The 19,323-nt window shown below is 40.9% G+C and carries 14 protein-coding genes; 1 reads left to right on the forward strand and 13 read right to left on the reverse strand.

The genetic code is table 11. The features are described 5' to 3' along the window. Nucleotides 1-108 precede the first annotated feature (108 nt). The 11 genes from AC58PV_RS21520 to AC58PV_RS21570 form a co-directional block, all read right to left on the reverse strand. Entirely contained in the window at nucleotides 109-924 is an 816-nt protein-coding gene (locus AC58PV_RS21520) for a carbohydrate ABC transporter permease (protein WP_497434470.1), read from the reverse strand. A 15-nt stretch (nucleotides 925-939) separates the two neighbouring features. Continuing rightward, nucleotides 940-1,833: a carbohydrate ABC transporter permease gene (locus tag AC58PV_RS21525; protein WP_497434758.1), complete on the reverse strand. Its 894-nt coding sequence runs from the start codon at nucleotides 1,831-1,833 to the stop codon at nucleotides 940-942. A gap of 121 nt (nucleotides 1,834-1,954) precedes the next feature. Beyond that, nucleotides 1,955-3,277 carry an ABC transporter substrate-binding protein gene (locus tag AC58PV_RS21530; RefSeq protein ID WP_497434471.1) on the reverse strand — a complete coding sequence of 441 codons (1,323 nt, stop codon included), beginning with the start codon at nucleotides 3,275-3,277 and terminating at the stop codon, nucleotides 1,955-1,957. A gap of 11 nt (nucleotides 3,278-3,288) precedes the next feature. Further along, nucleotides 3,289-4,119, reverse strand: a complete 831-nt coding sequence (locus tag AC58PV_RS21535; protein ID WP_497434472.1) for an HAD-IIA family hydrolase — start codon at nucleotides 4,117-4,119, stop codon at nucleotides 3,289-3,291. Between the two features lie 221 nt (nucleotides 4,120-4,340). Next, nucleotides 4,341-4,889, reverse strand: a complete 549-nt coding sequence (locus tag AC58PV_RS21540; protein ID WP_497434474.1) for a glycerol-3-phosphate responsive antiterminator — start codon at nucleotides 4,887-4,889, stop codon at nucleotides 4,341-4,343. A 97-nt stretch (nucleotides 4,890-4,986) separates the two neighbouring features. After that, on the reverse strand, nucleotides 4,987-10,395 hold the full coding sequence (locus AC58PV_RS21545; RefSeq protein WP_497434475.1) for a glycerophosphodiester phosphodiesterase family protein: 5,409 nt from the start codon (nucleotides 10,393-10,395) through the stop codon (nucleotides 4,987-4,989). A gap of 262 nt (nucleotides 10,396-10,657) precedes the next feature. Next, nucleotides 10,658-11,140 carry a hypothetical protein gene (locus AC58PV_RS21550; RefSeq protein WP_497434476.1) on the reverse strand — a complete coding sequence of 161 codons (483 nt, stop codon included), beginning with the start codon at nucleotides 11,138-11,140 and terminating at the stop codon, nucleotides 10,658-10,660. 121 nt (nucleotides 11,141-11,261) lie between these two features. Further along, nucleotides 11,262-12,485, reverse strand: coding sequence for a C39 family peptidase (locus tag AC58PV_RS21555; RefSeq protein WP_497434477.1), 1,224 nt, complete (start codon nucleotides 12,483-12,485; stop codon nucleotides 11,262-11,264). Between the two features lie 259 nt (nucleotides 12,486-12,744). Beyond that, entirely contained in the window at nucleotides 12,745-13,251 is a 507-nt protein-coding gene (locus tag AC58PV_RS21560; protein WP_497434479.1) for a hypothetical protein, read from the reverse strand. Nucleotides 13,252-13,382: 131 nt separating this feature from the next. Then, complete coding sequence (locus AC58PV_RS21565; RefSeq protein ID WP_497434480.1) at nucleotides 13,383-13,820, reverse strand: hypothetical protein; 438 nt, start codon at nucleotides 13,818-13,820, stop codon at nucleotides 13,383-13,385. Between the two features lie 117 nt (nucleotides 13,821-13,937). Further along, entirely contained in the window at nucleotides 13,938-14,180 is a 243-nt protein-coding gene (locus AC58PV_RS21570; RefSeq protein ID WP_497434481.1) for a hypothetical protein, read from the reverse strand. A 219-nt stretch (nucleotides 14,181-14,399) separates the two neighbouring features. On the opposite strand from AC58PV_RS21570, the gene AC58PV_RS21575 reads away from it, so the two are divergent. Continuing rightward, nucleotides 14,400-14,543, forward strand: a complete 144-nt coding sequence (locus AC58PV_RS21575) for a hypothetical protein (protein ID WP_497434482.1) — start codon at nucleotides 14,400-14,402, stop codon at nucleotides 14,541-14,543. Between the two features lie 122 nt (nucleotides 14,544-14,665). On the opposite strand, the gene AC58PV_RS21580 is transcribed toward AC58PV_RS21575, so the two are convergent. Then, nucleotides 14,666-15,931, reverse strand: coding sequence for a hypothetical protein (locus tag AC58PV_RS21580; RefSeq protein ID WP_497434484.1), 1,266 nt, complete (start codon nucleotides 15,929-15,931; stop codon nucleotides 14,666-14,668). Between the two features lie 12 nt (nucleotides 15,932-15,943). Continuing rightward, nucleotides 15,944-19,318: an ABC-three component system middle component 1 gene (locus AC58PV_RS21585; protein WP_497434485.1), complete on the reverse strand. Its 3,375-nt coding sequence runs from the start codon at nucleotides 19,316-19,318 to the stop codon at nucleotides 15,944-15,946. Between the last annotated feature and the right edge of the window lie 5 nt (nucleotides 19,319-19,323).

Genomic DNA, 19,323 nt, shown 5'->3' on the forward strand with positions numbered 1-19,323 from the left:
CATTCCTACTTATTGGCATTGCTATCATACAAATTTTAACACAATTTCTAGAAATGATCCTAGGTTATTTATTTGTACAAATGAAAAAAAAGGACCAAAAGGTCCCCTTTATTTGATACCTGAGTGCATGAAACTTTCTACAAACTGACGTTGAAAGACGAAGAATGCGGAGAGCAGCGGGAGGATAACCAGCACAGTAGCCGCCGTTACCGTTCCCCATTGTGCGCCAGTCTCGAACGATTGGGCAAAAATCGCAATGCCGACGGTGAGCGGTCTCGTATCGATAGAGTTTGTGATAATTAGCGGCCACATGAAATCGTTCCAGTGTGCACTGACCGATATTAATCCAAACGCGATATAGGTCGATCTAGCTGACGGCAGATATACATGCCAAAGCGTCTGCCACCACCGACAGCCGTCCATCCTCGCAGCTTCATCCAAATCCATGGGAATTTGCTTGAATGTTTGTCTCAGCAAGAACACGCTGAATGAAGATGCCCAATACGGCAGCATGATCGCTAGTTTCGTGTCGACCAGGCCCAATTCTTTCATAATCGTGTAGTTCGGAAAGATGAGAATGTCAGGCGGTATCATGATCTGGATAAGAAAGAGCATGAACATAACGCCTCTACCTATGAAATGTAATCTGGCAAAAGCATAAGCTGCAAGTGTTGCCGTAATCAGTTGTGCAGCCAGCACACCAAGGACAATGATGATCGTATTCGAATAGTATTGAAGAAAAGGAATCGTTTGCCAAGCGGCCATATAATTATGAAAAGTGGGATGCTGAACCGCAAAAGGGTTCACTCGGGTAATGACTTCACTGGAGGGTGTAAACGAAGTAAAGACAGCCCACACGAGCGGTACAGCAAAAACAATCGCCAGCAACGCGATGACCAACCGATTGGTGACTTTTACAACCATGATGCTGACTCCTCTCTAGTAATGGATACGTTTATCCAGAAATGCATAATTAAAGATAGAAATACTGAGCAAGATAACGAGCAGCACAACGGTCAGGACCGAGGCTTTGCCCATATCCCAGAAGCTGAAAGCCGTCTCATATATATGATATAACAGCAAATTACTTGCGTTGTTCGGACCACCTTTTGTCATAATGTACAAGTGATCTACCAATTTAAACGAATTCGTTGTGGCTATGACCATCACGAACAGTGTTGTCGGCATTAGGAGAGGGAACGTCAGATTACGGAAGGTTTGAAAAGGACGCGCCCCCTCCATTTCTGCAGCTTCGTATACTTCTTTCGGTAGATTTTGCAGGCCAGCCAGATAAAAAATCATAAAAAATCCAGCTTCCTTCCAGATCACCATGACCATCATCGAAAAGAGAACCCAATGGGGATCACCTAACCAATGCTGGGTCGGTATGCCAAACACACCTAAAAACTTATCGAGCAAACCATAACTCGGTGTATAAATAAACAGCCATATATTGGCGATAGCGATCATTGGAATGACCGTCGGATAGAAAAATAGTGCGCGCAATAAGCCTGTGCCTCTGAGCTTGTTATTGACCCAAATGGCTACGTACATGGCTAGTAAAATACTTACCGGAACCGTGCCGATGGCAATCAGCACATTATTTCCCAAAACTTTCAAGAAAATGTCGTCTTGAAAGACATGCCTATAGTTATCCAACCCGACAAACGTCTTGTCGGTAAAATCGGAGCTGTACAAGCTCCAATACATCGATTTTATGATGGGATAGAAGGTAAACAAGCCCAAGAATAGCAGGGAAGGCAAAAGCAAGGCATAGGCGAAACCATTTTCTCTCCAGTTGATCTTCCTCTTCGTTCGAAGTGACGGTTGCATCAAGGAAATTCCCTCTTTCTTACAAGTCGTGAAATCCTGAGGAAGGGAAGCGCAGGCCACTAACATGGAGTTAACCTCCGTTAGCCGAACGCTTCCCAGCCTTTGGTATATCTACTTGCTGCTATTTTTGAAAGCTTTTCAGAATGTCATCAGCTTGCTGTTGGGATTTGTCCAAGGCTTCTTTCGGCGTCATCGTTCCTAGCAAGGCTGCTTGGATGTTATCGTTGAATAGCTTCGTCACTTGACCATTCTGGTAGGTGGAGAGCTCGCTATCCGCATACTGCAGTTGATCTCTGGCTACAGCCGCTTGCGGGAAATCTTTGATATAGTTCTTCAGCTTGTCTGTTTCATAAGCAGCTTTCGTCGTGCCTACATAACCAGTGTCGATGGACCATTGCGCTACTCGATCTGGCTGTGTTAGGAATTGAATAAATTTAATGGATGCAGCTTTGTGATCATCTGGAATATTTTTGAATACATACAGATTGCCGCCGCCTGTCGGTGAACCGTACTTTTTGTTGGCAGGCAAGAACGCTACCCCAAAGTTGAATTTCGCATCGGTTTTGACCTTGGTCAGATTCCCTGTCGTATGATACATCATTGCCGTTTTCCCACTAATGAAATCGGAAGGAACCGTTGCCCACTCGAGTGTGCCTTCTGGCATCACTTTATCCTTACGGCCTAGATCCGTGTAAAATTGCAAGGCTTCCAGCACTTCCGGTTTGTTGAAGAACACTTGCTTGCCGTCAGGTGAAAAAATATTAGTACCTGTTTGGAGGGATAAGGCTTGCGTCATCCAATACTGATACCCCGTACTTGGGATTTCAAGCCCCCACTGCGATTTGTCACTAGTCGTGAGCTTAGCTGCATATTCTTTCAATTCCGTCCAGTTCTTAGGCGCCTTCTCTGGGTCAAGACCTGCCTTCTTAAACAAATCCTTGTTGTAATACAGCACGATGGTACTGCGTTGGAAAGGTACGCTCCATACCGTATCCCCAGACTTGGTGTTCCCCATGAACGCTTCATAGAAGCCGCCAAAATACTCTTTGGAGAAGCGAGGCGTCAGATCTTCAATCGCCTTCATGGAAATTAAGCTATATAAATCAGTGGAAAGCAGCACGGCTAGATCAGGTGAATTGCCCCCTTGTACAGCAGTTGCAACCTTGGTCATCGTATCTTGATAGCTGCCGCCATATACAGGCTTTACCGTAATCGTTGGATTTTCTTTGTGGAAATCATCAGCTAGCTGATCAATTAACTTGGTAATAGGGCCGCCTACCGCTACTGGGAAATAAAATTGCAGTTCAACCGGCTTCGCGTTCGTTGTTGCTTCCGTGCTTGCTGTAGGTGCTGAAGCTGTCTTGGTATCCGTGTTGCTCTCACCCTTCGCGCAAGCTGTTGCTACCAAAGTTACCATTAGTAAAGATACGAGTGCTTTTTTCATTGTTTTTCCTCCTAAAGGTGATGTAATGTAATTTCGCTCAACGCATTCAAAATATAATCAGGTTCAATGCCTGTCCTTACGATGTCGTTCTTAGCGTCAGCACCAGTTAGCACCAGTGCGGTGTACATATCGTTCGAATTCCCGAACTGAATATCTGTAGATAACCGATCGCCAACCATTAAGCATTGTGATGGCAAAATATTCAGTTGATCGAAGGCTTTCTGCGCATAGTACGCGGACGGCTTGCCAATCACATGAACCGTCTTCTGAAGACTGGCTGTTTCCAGTGCTTTGACGAGCGACCACGTATCCGGAATCACCCCATCATCAATCGGACAGAAGGGATCGGGATTAGCAGCGATCAGCTTAGCGCCATTTCGCAGAGCATTCACGCCTGCGGTTAGCTTTTCAAATGTAAACTGCCTGTCCAATCCGACAAGCACATGCGTTGCGAGCAGCGGATTCTCCGTCGTCTTGACTCCATTACGCGCTAATTCTTGCTCCATGGCCGCCTCACCGATCATCAGGACAGTTGCATTCGGCTCAAGCTCTTGAAAAAACTTTCCTGCCACACATAAAGCGGTGAGAACTTCATGTACTTCACAGGGAACACCTAGTTCGTTCAGTCGCTGATGTACGCTTTCCTTGGTCCGAATTGTCGTATTCGTAACGAACATGAGCGATTTGTCTTGCTCTCGCAGCCAGTTCACGGTGCTCAATACACCTGGTAGAAGCTTACTGCCCGAATAGATGGTACCGTCCAAATCGAATAAATAGCCTTTGAATGCATGCAACGCCTTACTGCTTTTCCTTTCGTCAGGAAATCTAGTTGTATCTGCCACAGTACTGCCTCGCTTTCAATAAAAATAACCCTTATCCAAAAATGCACGAAAACAAGCCAATTCAGAGTATGACGAGCATGCTCCTGCTTATTTTCACATTTTTCTGGACAAGGGTTTTCTCCTGGTCTCGACCCGATGTTTCAGTTCGTGTGAAATTCATATTTTAACTATAGCCTATCATTGTAATCGGAAAATTAGCGGAATATAGTTGTTTTGTAAACTTAACGTCTGCTCCACATACTTGGATCTCCAATGGAAATGTAATCTGCACCACTATCTAGTGCTTCTGCAATTTCATTTTCGTATCGAATAAGACCTCCGACGATCAACGGTTGCTTGATTGTGCTCTTCAACTCTTTGATCACTCTTGGCATTAAGCCGGGCATAAGCTCAACTTCATCTGGCTGTGTGCTGTTGATCATCCGGACTGCCGTTTGTAGGGCAGCCGTATCAATAATAAAAATACGCTGTATGCTTTTAATACCAGCTTGTCTAGCTGCCGCAACGGCATTGGACTTTGTCGTAACGATACCGTCCACCTTGAACTTCTCAGCTAAATACCCGACTGCGTGTGCATCCCGGCCCAGACCGCCAACCATCTCTAGATGAACATACACTTGCTTGCCAGCCTGATGAAGCTGTTCCATGATGGATTCCAAATTACCAATATGACCCGTCATTAAATTAACTCGAGTTACATCACTTTCAAGCACTTTCGCGAGCTGATCGTCTTTGGTCACCGAAGCTATAATTGGGTACTTCTTCGACATGCTTCCCACCCCCACTTTAACCTTAACAAACATTTGTTTGCTCAGGATTAACATCCCCTCCGTCATTCCTTTCTTGAAGGGGATGTTGCCCTAGCTCTTAGTTAGAAAAGTGTAGAGCTTGCAGCATGCGGCTTAGCATCACTGCACTTTCTGCACGAGTGCCCGTACTCAGCGGTGAAAAGGCATTGCCATCTCTGCCGTTAATAATCTGCAGGGTGGAAGCTGTTCGGATCGCATTCTTGGCCCACTCGGCAATTTGCGATTCATCGCTGAAGGTGACCGTGCCGGTTGGTTTCAATTCCGCTTTATAACCTGCGAATTGAAGTGCTCGGCTAATCATAACCGCCATTTCCTGTCTAGAAATCGGCGCATCTGGTCGGAATGTGTGATCTTCATACCCACTCACGAGTCCAGCATCTACCGCAAGGTTAACTGCAGTCGCATACCAATCCGCAGCTTGTACATCTGTAAAGCTTGCAACCTTCGTATTGGATGAAGATAAGCCAAACGATCTCACCAATAGAGCAGCAAACTCGGCTCGCGTTACTTGTCGATCAGGTGCAAAACTCGAAGCTCCTACACCTTGTACAATCATTTTATTCGCCATGGATTCCACGGTCTGTTGGGACCAATGATGCTCCAAATCACTGAAAGTCACTGGGTTAGCTAGTAGAAGATACGTACTGTTCGTACGGCTGTATATAAGTACATCATTGCCTTGTTTTACAAATGGAACTGGATTATACACGGTATTGCCTCTCGCATCCCTTTCTACGCGCACAGCAGCCATTGCCTTCATGTCCGTTGCAGGATCCAGTTTGATGGATCTAGCAATAAACTGGTTGAACGTAGATATTTCTTCACTCTTGCCTTCTCCTGTTCCAATAGTAAGTGTAAACTCAACAGCTTTCTTAACATTTTTGCCAGTTGCACTAGCATCTGCTGCAGCTTGTGCATTCAATGAAATCTGAATGGTCAAGTTCAGCTTATCTTGTGTCGTCCCTATTTTTGCTGCCCAAGCTTGCAGATCTACTTCAGGCAGATTCAACTCGTAAGAACCAAGTTCTGACTGAATAACTGCTGTACGATGGCCAGTATCTGACAACGCTTGAATGGCAGCAGGTGTCAGGATCGCAACCGCTTGATCCTTCTTCTCATTCAATGGTACGTTAACCATTAACTTATTGCCTGCTCCAGATTGTTGGTTGGCCGATTGAATCATCGCTTCCGTCACTGTTAAAGCAGGATTCTTCGTTTCCGTCCCACTACCAACGCTGCCAGCGCCTTGCTCACTGTCGTCTGGTACGGTTGGTACGTTTGGCTCACTTGGAGCTTTCAGTGTAATTGGTTGTGAATACAAATCGTACTTATTGCCGTCATTCATCGTATACGTGTATCGTAACAACGCATGTCCTGCACCTGAACCCTTACCAGTCGATGTAATCTCATTACCGTTGACTTCAAAAGACGTTTGCCCATCCAACATTACAATCTCAGGAGTGATACTTGTCCGATCTCCTTTGTACGTTGTCATGCTAGCCTGAATAGGGAGTGTTTCATTCTTCTCAAACGTGAACTCCGATTTCTCCGGTGTCATCGCTGCTGCCATATCTGCAGCCCAGTTGGCATAATCGGTTGTTAGACCCCAAGCCCCATTGATGAAAAACCGATTAAACGCTGTCCGATCATTGAGTGTCCAAGGTGAAATTAAGATGCCACGATGTTTAGCGGCCTCCATGAAACTCTGCGAGATACCACCATACCCATTATTGAATGTTGCATTCAAAGGCTGGATGGAGCTAAGTACAGTGCGCAGCATGCCTTTCACGTTGTTCCCGCCAGATAAGCTGGATAGAAGGCCGGAAGGCATCGTCGGCATCAAGCTGTTCATACGCGTGATCTGACTGGCAACGAAGGACATGTTGTCGATATCAGCTTCCGCATTCTTCGATTGAACCAACTGAACGAAAGCGTCAATGGCCGCAGGTGTGGACGTCTTAATCTCGTTCATGATCATTTTGCCCCGCTGCTGAACAAGGTCAATCTGTTCTTCCAATGTTGGTATTTTCACATTTGGATAGTCCGTAGGATGAGGCTTATTGGCATTCAGCGCCTTAATTTCGGCCAATGTATAGTTCTCGATGTTGCCTGTGCCATTCGTTGTTCCAGATAATTCACCATCATGGTGAATGACAAGGTAGCCATCTTTGGAAATATACACGTCATTTTCAATGAAATCTGCCCCATTATCTAACGCCAAAATATTACTTTCAATCGTATTCTCTGGCGCCGCCGTCGGCAATCCGCGATGCCCAATAATGTAAGGTTTGCGAATTAGGGTTGCGTTCTTATCGTACACACTTAAAGCTGTGAAAGCCGCACTTGGTGTGTCCGTCACAATCCCATTAACCCCAGCTGTGATCAGCGTATGCAAGGCAAGATTTTTCCCAGCAGCTGTCGAAGCACTTTCATTTTTGACCCATACCATGATCGTTCTCAATTGCAGAAAGTTCGTATTGTCTCTTGTAGCAGCAGCTTGTGGAAGCACAGCAATATGTGCAAGGCTTGTATTGGCAATCTGACGAATCTCCAGCAGCTGATCTTGGTTCTCAATCGTTTTACTGGAAAAATCCACAATTCCTCGTATAATCGGATACGCCTGTCTAGCCTTTTTAACCAAATCGCCATTACTAGATATCACAAATACATCCTCAAGACTATTCGCTTTCAAATACGGCATCAAAGCCTCTACTGTCAGCTCATCCTTCACATAGAAAGCAGCCATCGTTTTAGTACCAAGCGTACTTAGAATTGTATCCAAATCTCCAATCACCGTTTGGTTGCCTGCTTCTGTCACTTTAAGCTCTTTGTTAATATGCAAAATAGCCGTAGCAGGTGTGGCCGTACCTGTCAATTTGGATACATCGCTTGCAGTCGCAATCTCAGTAACAACCGTGGAAGCCATCGCAATTTTCGTAGTAGGCTCCGTTACACTTACATATTTCTGAGTCGCAGATAGCGGCAATGCACTCTGTTGTAACGTAATTCGAATATTGTCTACTCTCATTTTGCTGCCGTTTGCTTGTAAACCAATTTTTCCTTTGGTGTACGAACCAGCATTGTCCGTATCCACAACAACCTTGTCGTTAATCATCTGCATCACGCGATTGTCAAATGCCTTGACTGTATAATGGTACAATTTGCTTGGGTCGATAGCTTCTGTGAAAGCCCCCGTATCCATGACATTCCACGCATTCGATGAATTTCTTTCCGCGAATTCTACACCATTTGCAGCTGTTGCGTCTTTTCTAACCGCCATCTGATAATACGGATAATCATTGTTCTGAATGCGATACATGAGAGAATGCCATCTAGCATTATCATTCGCTTGCAAATGCGTCACATCAGCTTCAATTTTATAATTGCCAAATGCCCCTAAGAAGTCAGGTAAAAGTACACGCGACGGATTATCTGGTGATGCTGCTGCATCCAATTCAAATCCACCTGTTTTAACAACAGCTTTGCTTGCTGTCGTTCCTTCTTTGCGTGTCCAACCTGGAGGAAGTGTTCCTTCCGTTAGCTGATCGAAATTTTCTTCATAGAGCACATACTCACTATCCGCTGCTTCTTTCGCTACAACATACATTGAAATGGTAACGCCGTCTTTTTGAGCAGTTAAGCTGTACACGCCTTTTTGGAGAACACTCAGACTGCCATTATTCACAACAGCGGAGGGACTGCTAGATGTCCAGGTCAACTCACTGCCTGTCACGGTTCCCGACGTAAAATCACTAAAGTCTGCCTTTAAGGTGACACTAGATAGGGATAGCGGTTGGTTCACTGTAGCTAAAAAATAACCATTATCGTGCTTGAGAGAAGTTACTTTCGCTGGCACCGTACTCGGTGTTACAGTTACTTCTTGCAAGAACTCCGCCCTATCGTAGACTACCCTGATCGTAGCTTTTCCTGCCTTGATTGGGTATATGGCATTATTCGAAATCTTGATAATCGACTCATCCGAGGAGTAATATTTGAATGATTTATTGGTCATAGCTTCACTGATACCATCCGAGTAGTACACACTGCCTGTAACACTAATTGGTCCGCTCAACGCTTCCATCGTGGCAGGTACAACGAGATCCAGCCGATCAGCCGTGATTCGCTTTACCTTCAGGTTGTCGAACGAGACCTTGCTTTGATCCACTTGCAGTCCTACCTTGCCACTTTCCATGACGACTGTCGCAGGCAGTGTTGTGTCGGTTAACATGGTATAGCTCGCATCTGACTTAGCCTTCATATATTCCTTGACGTTATTACCAAAAATCCGCACCTTCATCGTATAGTCGGAATTCAGCGTCAACGCTCTCCAAGACCCCGAAATTGGCGTTGGTGAATACCAGCCGCCGTCCGATTTGCGATAGGCGAATTCATAGGTACCATTTTGACGGATAGCCATCTGATTGTAAGGCACTTTCCCCGTCGAAGGCACTCTGAACATGAGGGATGCCCATCTCGCTGAATCCAGTACGGATTCGAATCTTACATCTGCTTCAACCGTGTAGTTGTCCCACTGGACCGGAGCGACAATTCGCCCCTGCTTTCCCGAAGCCTTGCCATCAAACGTCATTCGGCCATTGCCGTATGTATCCTGCACGACAGTAAACGATGGGCTTCCCGCATTCACATCAGAAATCCATCCGTAAGGAATCGTACCTGTTGGATTCGCATCGAAATTTTCTTGCAGCAGCACCGGATTCACCGGATCTGTCACGGGATTGCTGTCCACCAGGTTGATCACACCGAAACCTGAGGTATCATTCCAAAATGAGCTCGATTGGTACGCACTCCAGTAACTGTTTCTTTGCTGCGCTGCGTCCGCTCCATAGCGGTCTGTTACCCCAATTTCCAAGCCCAGCTTCTTCGTCAGCACAGGATCCATCTTCAACATATCCCATGGTACTGCCGTTTCTAGTGACCAACCTGTTGCCGTTTTCTTGATCGCCCGCAAAATCTTATTCGAATCCTTACTGCTTTGCCCGTTGGTCGCAGCCCCAAAGTGAAACTCAGGAGAAGTCGAATCCGCTCCATACACAAATCCAAGTTGCATATCATCTGCAGCATAAGGAGCAGATTGATGCATCGTCGGATCTAGAAAGAAATTAATATTATCCTGCTCGAACCAATTCCCCGTGCCAGCTGCTGTCAGGCTCTCATCGTCGGCCTTAACTCCAATGTACAGGTACTTATTGTCCCAGAGCATACCGAACTTACTATCTTTGAACGTTCCATTCCCCGTTTGTTTCGTTAAACGTTGGTTAATTGACCAGATGGACTCGTCCAAATCTCCGTCAATCACCGGTGCATGAACCGTTTTCCTCACATCGAGCGAATTTCTTGCATCATCCGCGGCGTGTGCCTCTTGGACATTTATTAGACCAAATGGTGCTAAACTTGTGACTAATGTAGCGACTAGTAGACTATTCAAAACCTTTTTATACCGTTTCATAGAATCAGCCCTTTCTCGTAAAATGGATGAATGCATAATGCCACTCTCTATCGTCTTGACATCCTCCTATCTGTTTTGGAAAACACAAAAAACCCTTCACGCATACAAATGACCTCAACTAGTTTTCACTAGCCGTTCATTTGCTGCCATGAAGGGTTTTCTCCGCGTCTCCTACCCTTGCCCTGTTCAGTTGTCCTATTGCTATTCTAGCTATAGAGTGTTATTGAAGTGTTATCGGTGGGATAAGAAATTGTAAAGTATTTTATGAGGACTGACTTGGCTTATCACTAATTGGATCTCCTTTTAATGTAAAATACAGATATTCTCCCTTGTTTCCGTTTATAGGTATGGTCCAATAGACTAGCTTTTCTTTTGTTATTTCCAAAGAAAGATTATTATCAACAAAATCTGTTTCATCTTTCAAATACACTCTCACTTTATTTAACATTTCAGAATATGATAAATTTCCATTTACTTTGGTATGTAAATCATAACTTTCAATTGATCTACCCGCATAAATAATAACAACTACTTCTTTTTCAGTAGTCTTATTTTTTCCTAATGCTAACCACGGCCTTTCATTATGCGCGTAATTCATGCTATATCTTATTTTAATGGGTTCTACATTCATTTCTGCTAGTATCTTTTTTACTTCATCTGCCGTTACTTCCTTCTTGGACTCAAACATATAAAATCCCCCGATTAGAATAAGTAGGCTAATTATGCTAATAATCCATTTTTTCATTATTAACACCTCTAGTTGAAAGATTAGGTGTTGCATTATCTGTTTTAGATAATGCAACACCTATATAGACATTACTATGGCGTGAATGTGGCTAATACATTAGTATTCCAAGTTCCCCATTTTATACGTTAAAAGTACTATCGTTAACAAAATTATTCCGAGCTACAACATAATAAGAATCCGGATAGCTACTACTCCTAACGTAGTGCTTATAGCCGACTAATGTAACTGTATGATTGCCAAAATATGATTGATTCCAATAACTTTGTAGAGCTGGTCGTTGTGAGTCAATTTCCGTTTTTACTGAATTGTATGTTGCAAAATTATCGTTTGTAGCAACCGCATTTGGTCGTTGATGTGCCCTTGCGTATGCTTGAAGGCCATCATCAATATTATATGAATCAGTTACTCCCGCCCCATTGGAATCTTGATGTGTTCCCATTTCAGTTCTTAAGTCGCCTACTACCTGCGTTTGAAATACAGGAACTAAACTTGTGTAGCCCTTATCTGACCAATATTTCATAATATTAGAACCCGCCGTTGGAGAACAACCCGTTGCTTGTTGCACACCACCTGTTGTCGCGTAGTACCATTGTTTTTGATTTACACCCGTATCAATATAATTTCTATCTATACTAAGATAGTTCGTTTCCCAACCAGCAGGATCAATATCAGTTACCCCATCTGAGGGATTCGTTTGTCCAGGCGAGCCTACGACTATTTTATCAATAGTCTTCCATGAGTTCCGATATTGCTCGTTTAATTTAATTGGCTTAGGATATTTCTCATCCTTCACATTTAATTTTTTAGTTTTATCTTCTTTTAGCTCTTTGCCTTCACCATTAATAATACTTATTGAATTATCCATATATACAAATTTTCCACCAATATCAATACCACCATACCATACAAGCTCTTGCTTTTTAACTTCTTTCTTATTTATAGACGTAACATTATTGAATTTATCAGGAGATATTCCATCTCCCGCATCTGCCCAAGATATAATCGGTTCATCATCTAAAAATGCACTTACCATAACATATCCAGCAGGTTTTTCACCATTATAGGAATTAACCAGATAAGCGACATGTTCTCCAGATGGATCATAAACTTCAATGGGTTTGGCCACTTTAAGCTTACTGCCCTTACCCCAAACACTAATATTACTTCCATCTCTGGTTTCAGATATCATTTGCCATGCCGCCGCTTTCATAACAGCTTCAGGACTTATTTTTTCTGGAACATAGCCCTCTCCAAATTCAGATGCAAAAACAGGCATTGATGAAAATACACTTGAAATAGATAATGCTAAAACTAGTATTTTTGCTTTTTTGATAATTTTCATGAGTTCCTCCAATATTTTTGTATTTTCCTTATTCACATTCAATTCTAACAATAACCTATTTATACCATTTTTACCATAATATACTATAGGAATAATAGACTACCTTTTATTTGAAATCATTAAGCAAATTAAAGCAATATAAAAGTGCATTGATCAATTGAATAGTTATCCTATTTTGGCCATAAAAATATCCCCTCTAAGTAGTAATACTTTTAGGGGATAACCGCTCGCCTATTGTGTAATTAAATTCTTCTAACCATTAATAAGAACTTACCCAGTACCAGTTTTTATCAATTCGCTTTACTTCTTTATAATCCCCACCAAAATCCTCATTCTGTGGCTCTTGGTCATAGGAGGAATAAATAAATCCCGAAAAGTTATCAAGAATCCCCCGAAACGTAAAGAAAAATACCTCTTGCCCATTATTCTCAATCAAAATATCTCCTCCACCTTTTGAAAGGTGTTGATATTTTTCAGGTAAGTGAATGAGTGAATTGTTATAGGAAACATTGGGAGATATTTTCTCTGATTCAATTAGTTGAAGTACTTCTTGTCTTTCCTCTCTATTAAATGCGAAGTCAAGATTTATCATTAATTGCGTAAATGGGAAAAAGAAATACAATAGTATGGAAATCATGTGTATTAAGATAGGTTTCCATGATTTCTTTTTAACTAGAAAACCGAGCGAAACAATTAACGTAGTAAGAAAAATACAGAATACAAATAACCATACAAATAGCATTAAGAAGGGCGTGACGATATCCATTAAACTCCACTGAAATAGACAAGTTAACATTAAAAGTAAACTACTTAGAAGTGATATAAGTAAAACAATGATGTTCGAATAATTTCTTTTTTCGTTCAATACTATCTCACCTTTTTGATAAAATCGTGCTTTTACTTACTAGTAAGCTTTTCTCGTAGCCTATGTAACCCTTTAGTAAGTTCTTCTCGATTTTTTCTATTCTTTATCCATTCAGGAAGTCTACTTGCTACGCTCTGATTTTTATTAGGGATTCGTTCTCGCAGTGAGGAAGTAATATAATTATCCAAAAAATCTAGATGTTCTCTGTTATAAGCCCATAGCAGATGACCACAACTGTTAGTTCTTAACCATAAATTTAGCCCCATGAAAGTACCACTGCCCCAAGAGACACTAGCTAAATTAGGTAGTATTCCACAATTACTGCAAATCAGCTCATATTCATAATTTGTACCTGTCTTTACACCATTAGAGCATCTATTGCAGTAAGGGCATTCAATAAGAACACCATCTGACCTAAAAAGGAAATCATATAGACTTTTACCTTTGTCTTTAAATCTTGATTCGGTCACAGAAATTAACTCCTTTTTAATTTACGTACTACAAAGTAAGCGATTACGAATACTAACCAAACAATCGCTATAGATAGAAGAAAATCTGTTTTGATGAAATCCAATTCAAGGTCATGGTCAAGAAAATCGGTCTGCATCGAAAAACGAATGTGGAAATCTACCTCCATAACCATTTGCACCCGATTTGAGTAAGTCCTGCCTTACGAAGGATATTGGCGGACCAAAACTAGCACTACTTAACTCCTGTGGTGTATTGACTGTTGTCGGCAGAAATAATGCAGAACCAAGCACCATTGTAATACTCGTTATTGGAGCATTAATAAGTACAAATATCAAACGATTATGAATTTTCTTGGTCATTGTTTTATCCTCAACTTAATAAGAAAATTACAATGCATCACAACAAATAGCATACCATATTTTGGAACTTATAATGATTGTATAATTTTTTTTCATTTATTAACACCACCATATACTCCACAGACATAAGAAAAGGAACCTAGCCAACGGGGCGTAGGTTCCGAAATTCGATGGGTTTTTAGGGGGTTATTGATAGGTAAATCCAAGGGGTAAAGCCTTGTGTGGCAAGGACTTGAGCGGTTTTATGAAAATGAAGGCATTTCATTTTCTATGCGCCGCGAAAAAGCAAATATCTCTTTCCCTACCAGAAACCCTAGCAAATTAATTGGTGTGTATGCCTTGCAACAAAACATTTTTAGATAATTCACAATAATAGGCTCCAATTAATTGGTCAATTTCTTGTGAAATTTTAGAAAGCTCAACTTGTCTTCTATTCACGTTGTGTAGTCCGTCTCGCTACCGTACTTCATAGAAGGTCATTTCTATCACAGCCTTGTAATTTGGACATATTTATTCCAGTGTAGAACTCGCTTGTTTAATGACCCTACAAGCTTCTCAAAATGAACTTCAGATGTCATTAGGTGTAGCATTGGCTGATTCGATTCACTAGTAATCATTTCGGCTTTCAGTTTTTCAGCTACACAATGGTCAATCTTTGTCCAGTTATCAATATGTCCTGCCCCTGACATAAATCGATCCCATATCTGCAATTCATCACACAATACGGCCAAATAAAGCAAAGGATCCTGCTCAAGCGAGTATGTTACATTCGGTAAATTATGGTAAGCCGCGGCCTTACAGGCAGGAAGAACATGTTTATTAAAAATAATCGGGTAGTAATGGAATTTTGTATTTAATTCAGTGTGTAATTGTGGATAATGTGATTCTGAATGCTTATTTAGCCAGTACCAAATAGAAGTATACTTTAAGAGCATTAATCCACTTGCAACACCATGATCGACAACAGGTGTGCCGTCGTACCCAGTACTAGCCATATCATAGGCAAAGCTCTTCAGACCAGGACCTATTATTTCTCCTAGTTCCATTGCTAATAACCCCGACTCACACCCCGGAATAAGATCAGCAAGCCACGGAATTAGATCTAATGACTCTATTAATTCTGATGCATTATGGTTAGATGCATGCTCCCTCATACCATATGTTTTTATAAAACTATTCCACGCTTGTTCAAATTCTGATTTTCCTTTATCAGATAACTCGTCAGTATATTGATTTAAATATCCAATCGAAAGCATTCTATCGTATGTTTTCCAAGAGGTAACATTAGCCCCACTATCAAAATCATAAAACAAATAGCCCACATCATGGAGTAGAGATGCAAATGTCCATTGAAATAGAAATAACTTAATAGGTTTTGAACTATTGATACTTTCATCTAAAGCAGACCTAATCTCTGTGACGTTATCGTATACCCATACACCTAGCAAATACAAATACAATGTATGAGCAGTATGATCTGTCTGTTTTTTATACGCAATCATCCGCTTAATTTCAAGCGTTGCTACCTCAGAACGCAAAGGAATCATATCGGCAAAATCAGTTAATGATAAAATACACTCACTTAAATATTCAGCTTTTTGAATTCGTTCGATATCTGAACGGCTTGCGAAGAAATCTGACAAAAGATCTGTGAGTCCTGGAATTCTTCCTCTTAAGTATCCAGCGGCATTACCTCCACTCTTAAAATGCTGTAATAAAAGGCTATTTATGTTTGAAAAATTATTCATCATCTAGTTCACCTCTCACTCTGATTTTGCCTGCTTAATAGCAGGGAGTTCCATATACGGGGAATAGTAAATCGGCTTGATTCGGACAGTTTCTCCTGATGACCGCATAAACTCAAAATGTGTGAATCGCTTGTGGTAAAAGCTAAATTTCCTACGGAAAAGATTTGCTACATCAGGGTTGGCAGTTGTAAAGAATATCTGTCGCCCTGATAACGACAAGTCTCGGAGTAGATCAAGTAAATTCATTAGGTGAAGATCATCCATATTAGCTACAGGCTCGTCCATCATTAGAACTCTTGGTGCTTTTGGCGCTGCCAAATGAATCGCGAACATAACGGAAAGAGCTAATGAAGCACGTTGTCCTGTTGACATCTGATAAGCTTTCACAGGTTTTCCATCCCATTTTCGACGAAGTGATAACCCGTCTTGAATTAATTCCAATTGATCAAACTCTCTAGGAGTATGAAGTAAATTAAAAAATCTTTCGATTTGAGAAATATTACGTTCAATAAAACCTTTTGTATAATCCCGTAAGAACTTAAGATTACTCAGTGCAGAAACAGCATTTGTACACCTTTTAATATAGTTCTCTACTCCAATACATGTCTTCGTTTTATCTTCGATTTCCATTTTTAACTGAGCCTGCTCTTTCAAGCGCTCCTGATTTCTTATAAACAGTTCCAGGTAAGCCTGCGTCTTTTGGACTTGACCTGACCATACAAACAATTTATCTTCAGTGCCTATGTCAAAATCATCAAGTAGCAACTTCACGCCCTCAAAAATCTTTGTAATATGCTTCAATTTTTGTTCAAAATCGTTTATAGAAGCTTCCACGGAATTTAGAGAGTGTTGCTTAATTAGTTCGGTAAGATTCTTACGTTGATTATCTAATGCTTCTTTAACCTTCTTAAGCTCAGATAGCTTGGTTAATATCGAGGCTTCTTTTTCCATTAGGAAGTCTTCAAATGAATCACAATTATTATTGGCTTCGAAATCCATATACAAAACATTCTCTTTGCGGAAATGTTCTGCTTGAAGTATTAATTGACGACTCATACCAGTTTCATCAAATAAACGAATTTGTGCCTGTACTTGGGTAAGTTCCCCCATAAGTTCGATTCTAGATCCAATAATCATTTTAAACTCATTCAGCTTTTCACTTACCGGTGCATCGAAAGTATTACTTATGTAAAAATGACTTACTGAAAGATCTACATATGCTTTATCTATGAGTTCTATATGTCGTGAATTTTTGTCGTGAAGTGAAAGGTCTTGTCTCACTTCTATGATTTCTTTCTCCAATGTTCTAATTTTCTCATGAAATACTGCTAACTGTTCACTATTATTGTTAGTAATGGTTTTTGCTTGCTTGAAAGCATCAACAAGAGCTTGATGGGTGCCATGGTCCTGTGTGCACATCGGGCATAATGTAGAGTCTTCATGATGTATTAAGTATTCTTCACCAACTGTATGAATGCGAGACAGAGCAACCTCAATGACCCCCGCAAGTTGTTCAGCTGCAGAAAGCTGTTGCTTTAGAATGGATAAAGCAGCATCCTTCTCTTTATACTCTATTAATAGAGCATTGTGATTTTCGGTGGATAATATCAACAAATCATTTTCTGTTATCTTGTCCAACAACTGGTGTTTGGCATTTAATTGATTGATCCAATCCAATCTCTTATTAATTTCTTCTTCCTGGATATCTAAGTTTTTCCTTAAAGTAACTTGTTCTGATTGCTCAATAATTTTTTTTATTTTCTTCCATTCTTCGAAAATCCCTTTTACATTCTGATAATCCTGATTAGAGTTTATGAGAATAGATTCATTTTGATATAATTGTTTATCGAGTGCTGTTTTCTCCGCTATCAACTTACTGATGCTTGTCTCCAAATCTCGCTTCTGATTGATAAATTCATTCATTGTATTCTGAATCTGCTTTTGGTAGGCATCTATATAGCCTAACGACAAAGTATCAACATTTAATCCAGACTCTACAATTTCCTTCCGTTGAATTTCTGCAGCATGAAAAATTAGAGTTAAGCGATCTAGATAGTCGTTAAGCGATTCATTGATGGCCCGCTGACTTCTAGTTGATTTTAAACTCGCTGTGTTTAGATATTTTTCAAGTTCATTAATTTGGGTACCGTCATCTTTAATAATTTGGGAGAGTTTTTGTTCTAACACTTCCAAATCATTGAGGACTTTTTGATGTTGCTTAGTAAAGTTTTCTGATCTTGCTTCGAATTCTTGAAGATATCGTGTCCATTTTTTTTGTGCTTCGTTAACCTCTTCACCAAAGACCAATCTACTTAGATTATCGGAATACTCAAATTTGTTCTTCTCACCTTGTCCACTTTCATTCAAAGCAAACCTATAAGCCGCCTCAGAATCAAAAAAATTATAACGATGATAAAAGCTGTTTAATTCAGAGGATTGTCTGCCTGCAGGCACACCATACCAATTTTGAGCTAACTTTTTATAAAAAGCGGGAGCCTTTCCGGGTTGAAAATATATTTCATTCCTTGATTCAGTAATGCAACTCACTTTAAGCGATTCGGTTGAATTATCTATGTTGTCACCAAATTCTGAACACCTATTAATTTCATTTGTAAAAGCCAGTTCGATTGCTTCCATAACTGAAGTTTTACCCGCTCCGTTTGATCCATGCAACAAATTAACCTGTGTTAGCTGTAATGATTCAGAGTCATCAAAACAATGGGTTCGAAAACCTTTAAGTTCTACTGTTGCTATATTTGCAATGACTTCAGTGTAACTTACATCTTGTCTAGTTCTTCGTTGGATTGAACTACTTTCCGAAGTAAGAAAAACCTGCCCCTCTAGAAACTTCTCAACATGCCCTTGAGAAAATGCTTCTGTTAAACAACCAGTCAACCCAGCATTCACTAATTCAGAATGCCACTCTTGAATAGGATCAATATAAACATTCTCTTCATTAGATAGATTCTTTAACCATGCCTTATCCAACCATTGGAGCGCATCCTTTGAAGTCATTATAAACTTACGAGCATAATCCGCATCATTTTCAATTAATTGCAGAACTCCAGTATCAGTAAATTGATCATAGTTTTCGACAATAAGGATCAAATAAAGATTCCAGCGCAGGTCACTCTTGTGACCAAAAAATTCCTCGGACAACAGCTTTGTTTGAAATCCGCGAAAATACTTTAACTCTGGATCCGCTACCATTTTTCTTAATACATGATCAGAGACCTCAACAAAAATATATTTGGAAATAAAATCCCCATCAGTTACTTCTTCTTTTCGCATAACTTTGTATACTTTTAACAAGTCCTTCTGATATGTGAAAAGTTCGCCCTCTATATCATTACCAAAGCCTAGCTGTTTTACTAGATCACCTAATCTCATAAAAA

Source organism: Paenibacillus sp. J22FR83 (assembly GCF_059691955.1).

What these genes read in the sequence shown, in the direction of transcription:
- AC58PV_RS21550 (WP_497434476.1), bottom strand. Translation starts at nt 11,140, where the DNA reads ATGAAAAAATGGATTATTAGCATAATTAGCCTACTTATTCTAATCGGG.
- AC58PV_RS21520 (WP_497434470.1), bottom strand. Translation starts at nt 924, where the DNA reads ATGGTTGTAAAAGTCACCAATCGGTTGGTCATCGCGTTGCTGGCGATT.
- AC58PV_RS21580 (WP_497434484.1), bottom strand. Translation starts at nt 15,931, where the DNA reads ATGATGAATAATTTTTCAAACATAAATAGCCTTTTATTACAGCATTTT.
- AC58PV_RS21585 (WP_497434485.1), bottom strand. Translation starts at nt 19,318, where the DNA reads ATGAGATTAGGTGATCTAGTAAAACAGCTAGGCTTTGGTAATGATATA.
- AC58PV_RS21525 (WP_497434758.1), bottom strand. Translation starts at nt 1,833, where the DNA reads ATGCAACCGTCACTTCGAACGAAGAGGAAGATCAACTGGAGAGAAAAT.
- AC58PV_RS21555 (WP_497434477.1), bottom strand. Translation starts at nt 12,485, where the DNA reads ATGAAAATTATCAAAAAAGCAAAAATACTAGTTTTAGCATTATCTATT.
- AC58PV_RS21540 (WP_497434474.1), bottom strand. Translation starts at nt 4,889, where the DNA reads ATGTCGAAGAAGTACCCAATTATAGCTTCGGTGACCAAAGACGATCAG.
- AC58PV_RS21545 (WP_497434475.1), bottom strand. Translation starts at nt 10,395, where the DNA reads ATGAAACGGTATAAAAAGGTTTTGAATAGTCTACTAGTCGCTACATTA.
- AC58PV_RS21570 (WP_497434481.1), bottom strand. Translation starts at nt 14,180, where the DNA reads ATGACCAAGAAAATTCATAATCGTTTGATATTTGTACTTATTAATGCT.
- AC58PV_RS21530 (WP_497434471.1), bottom strand. Translation starts at nt 3,277, where the DNA reads ATGAAAAAAGCACTCGTATCTTTACTAATGGTAACTTTGGTAGCAACA.
- AC58PV_RS21560 (WP_497434479.1), bottom strand. Translation starts at nt 13,251, where the DNA reads ATGGATATCGTCACGCCCTTCTTAATGCTATTTGTATGGTTATTTGTA.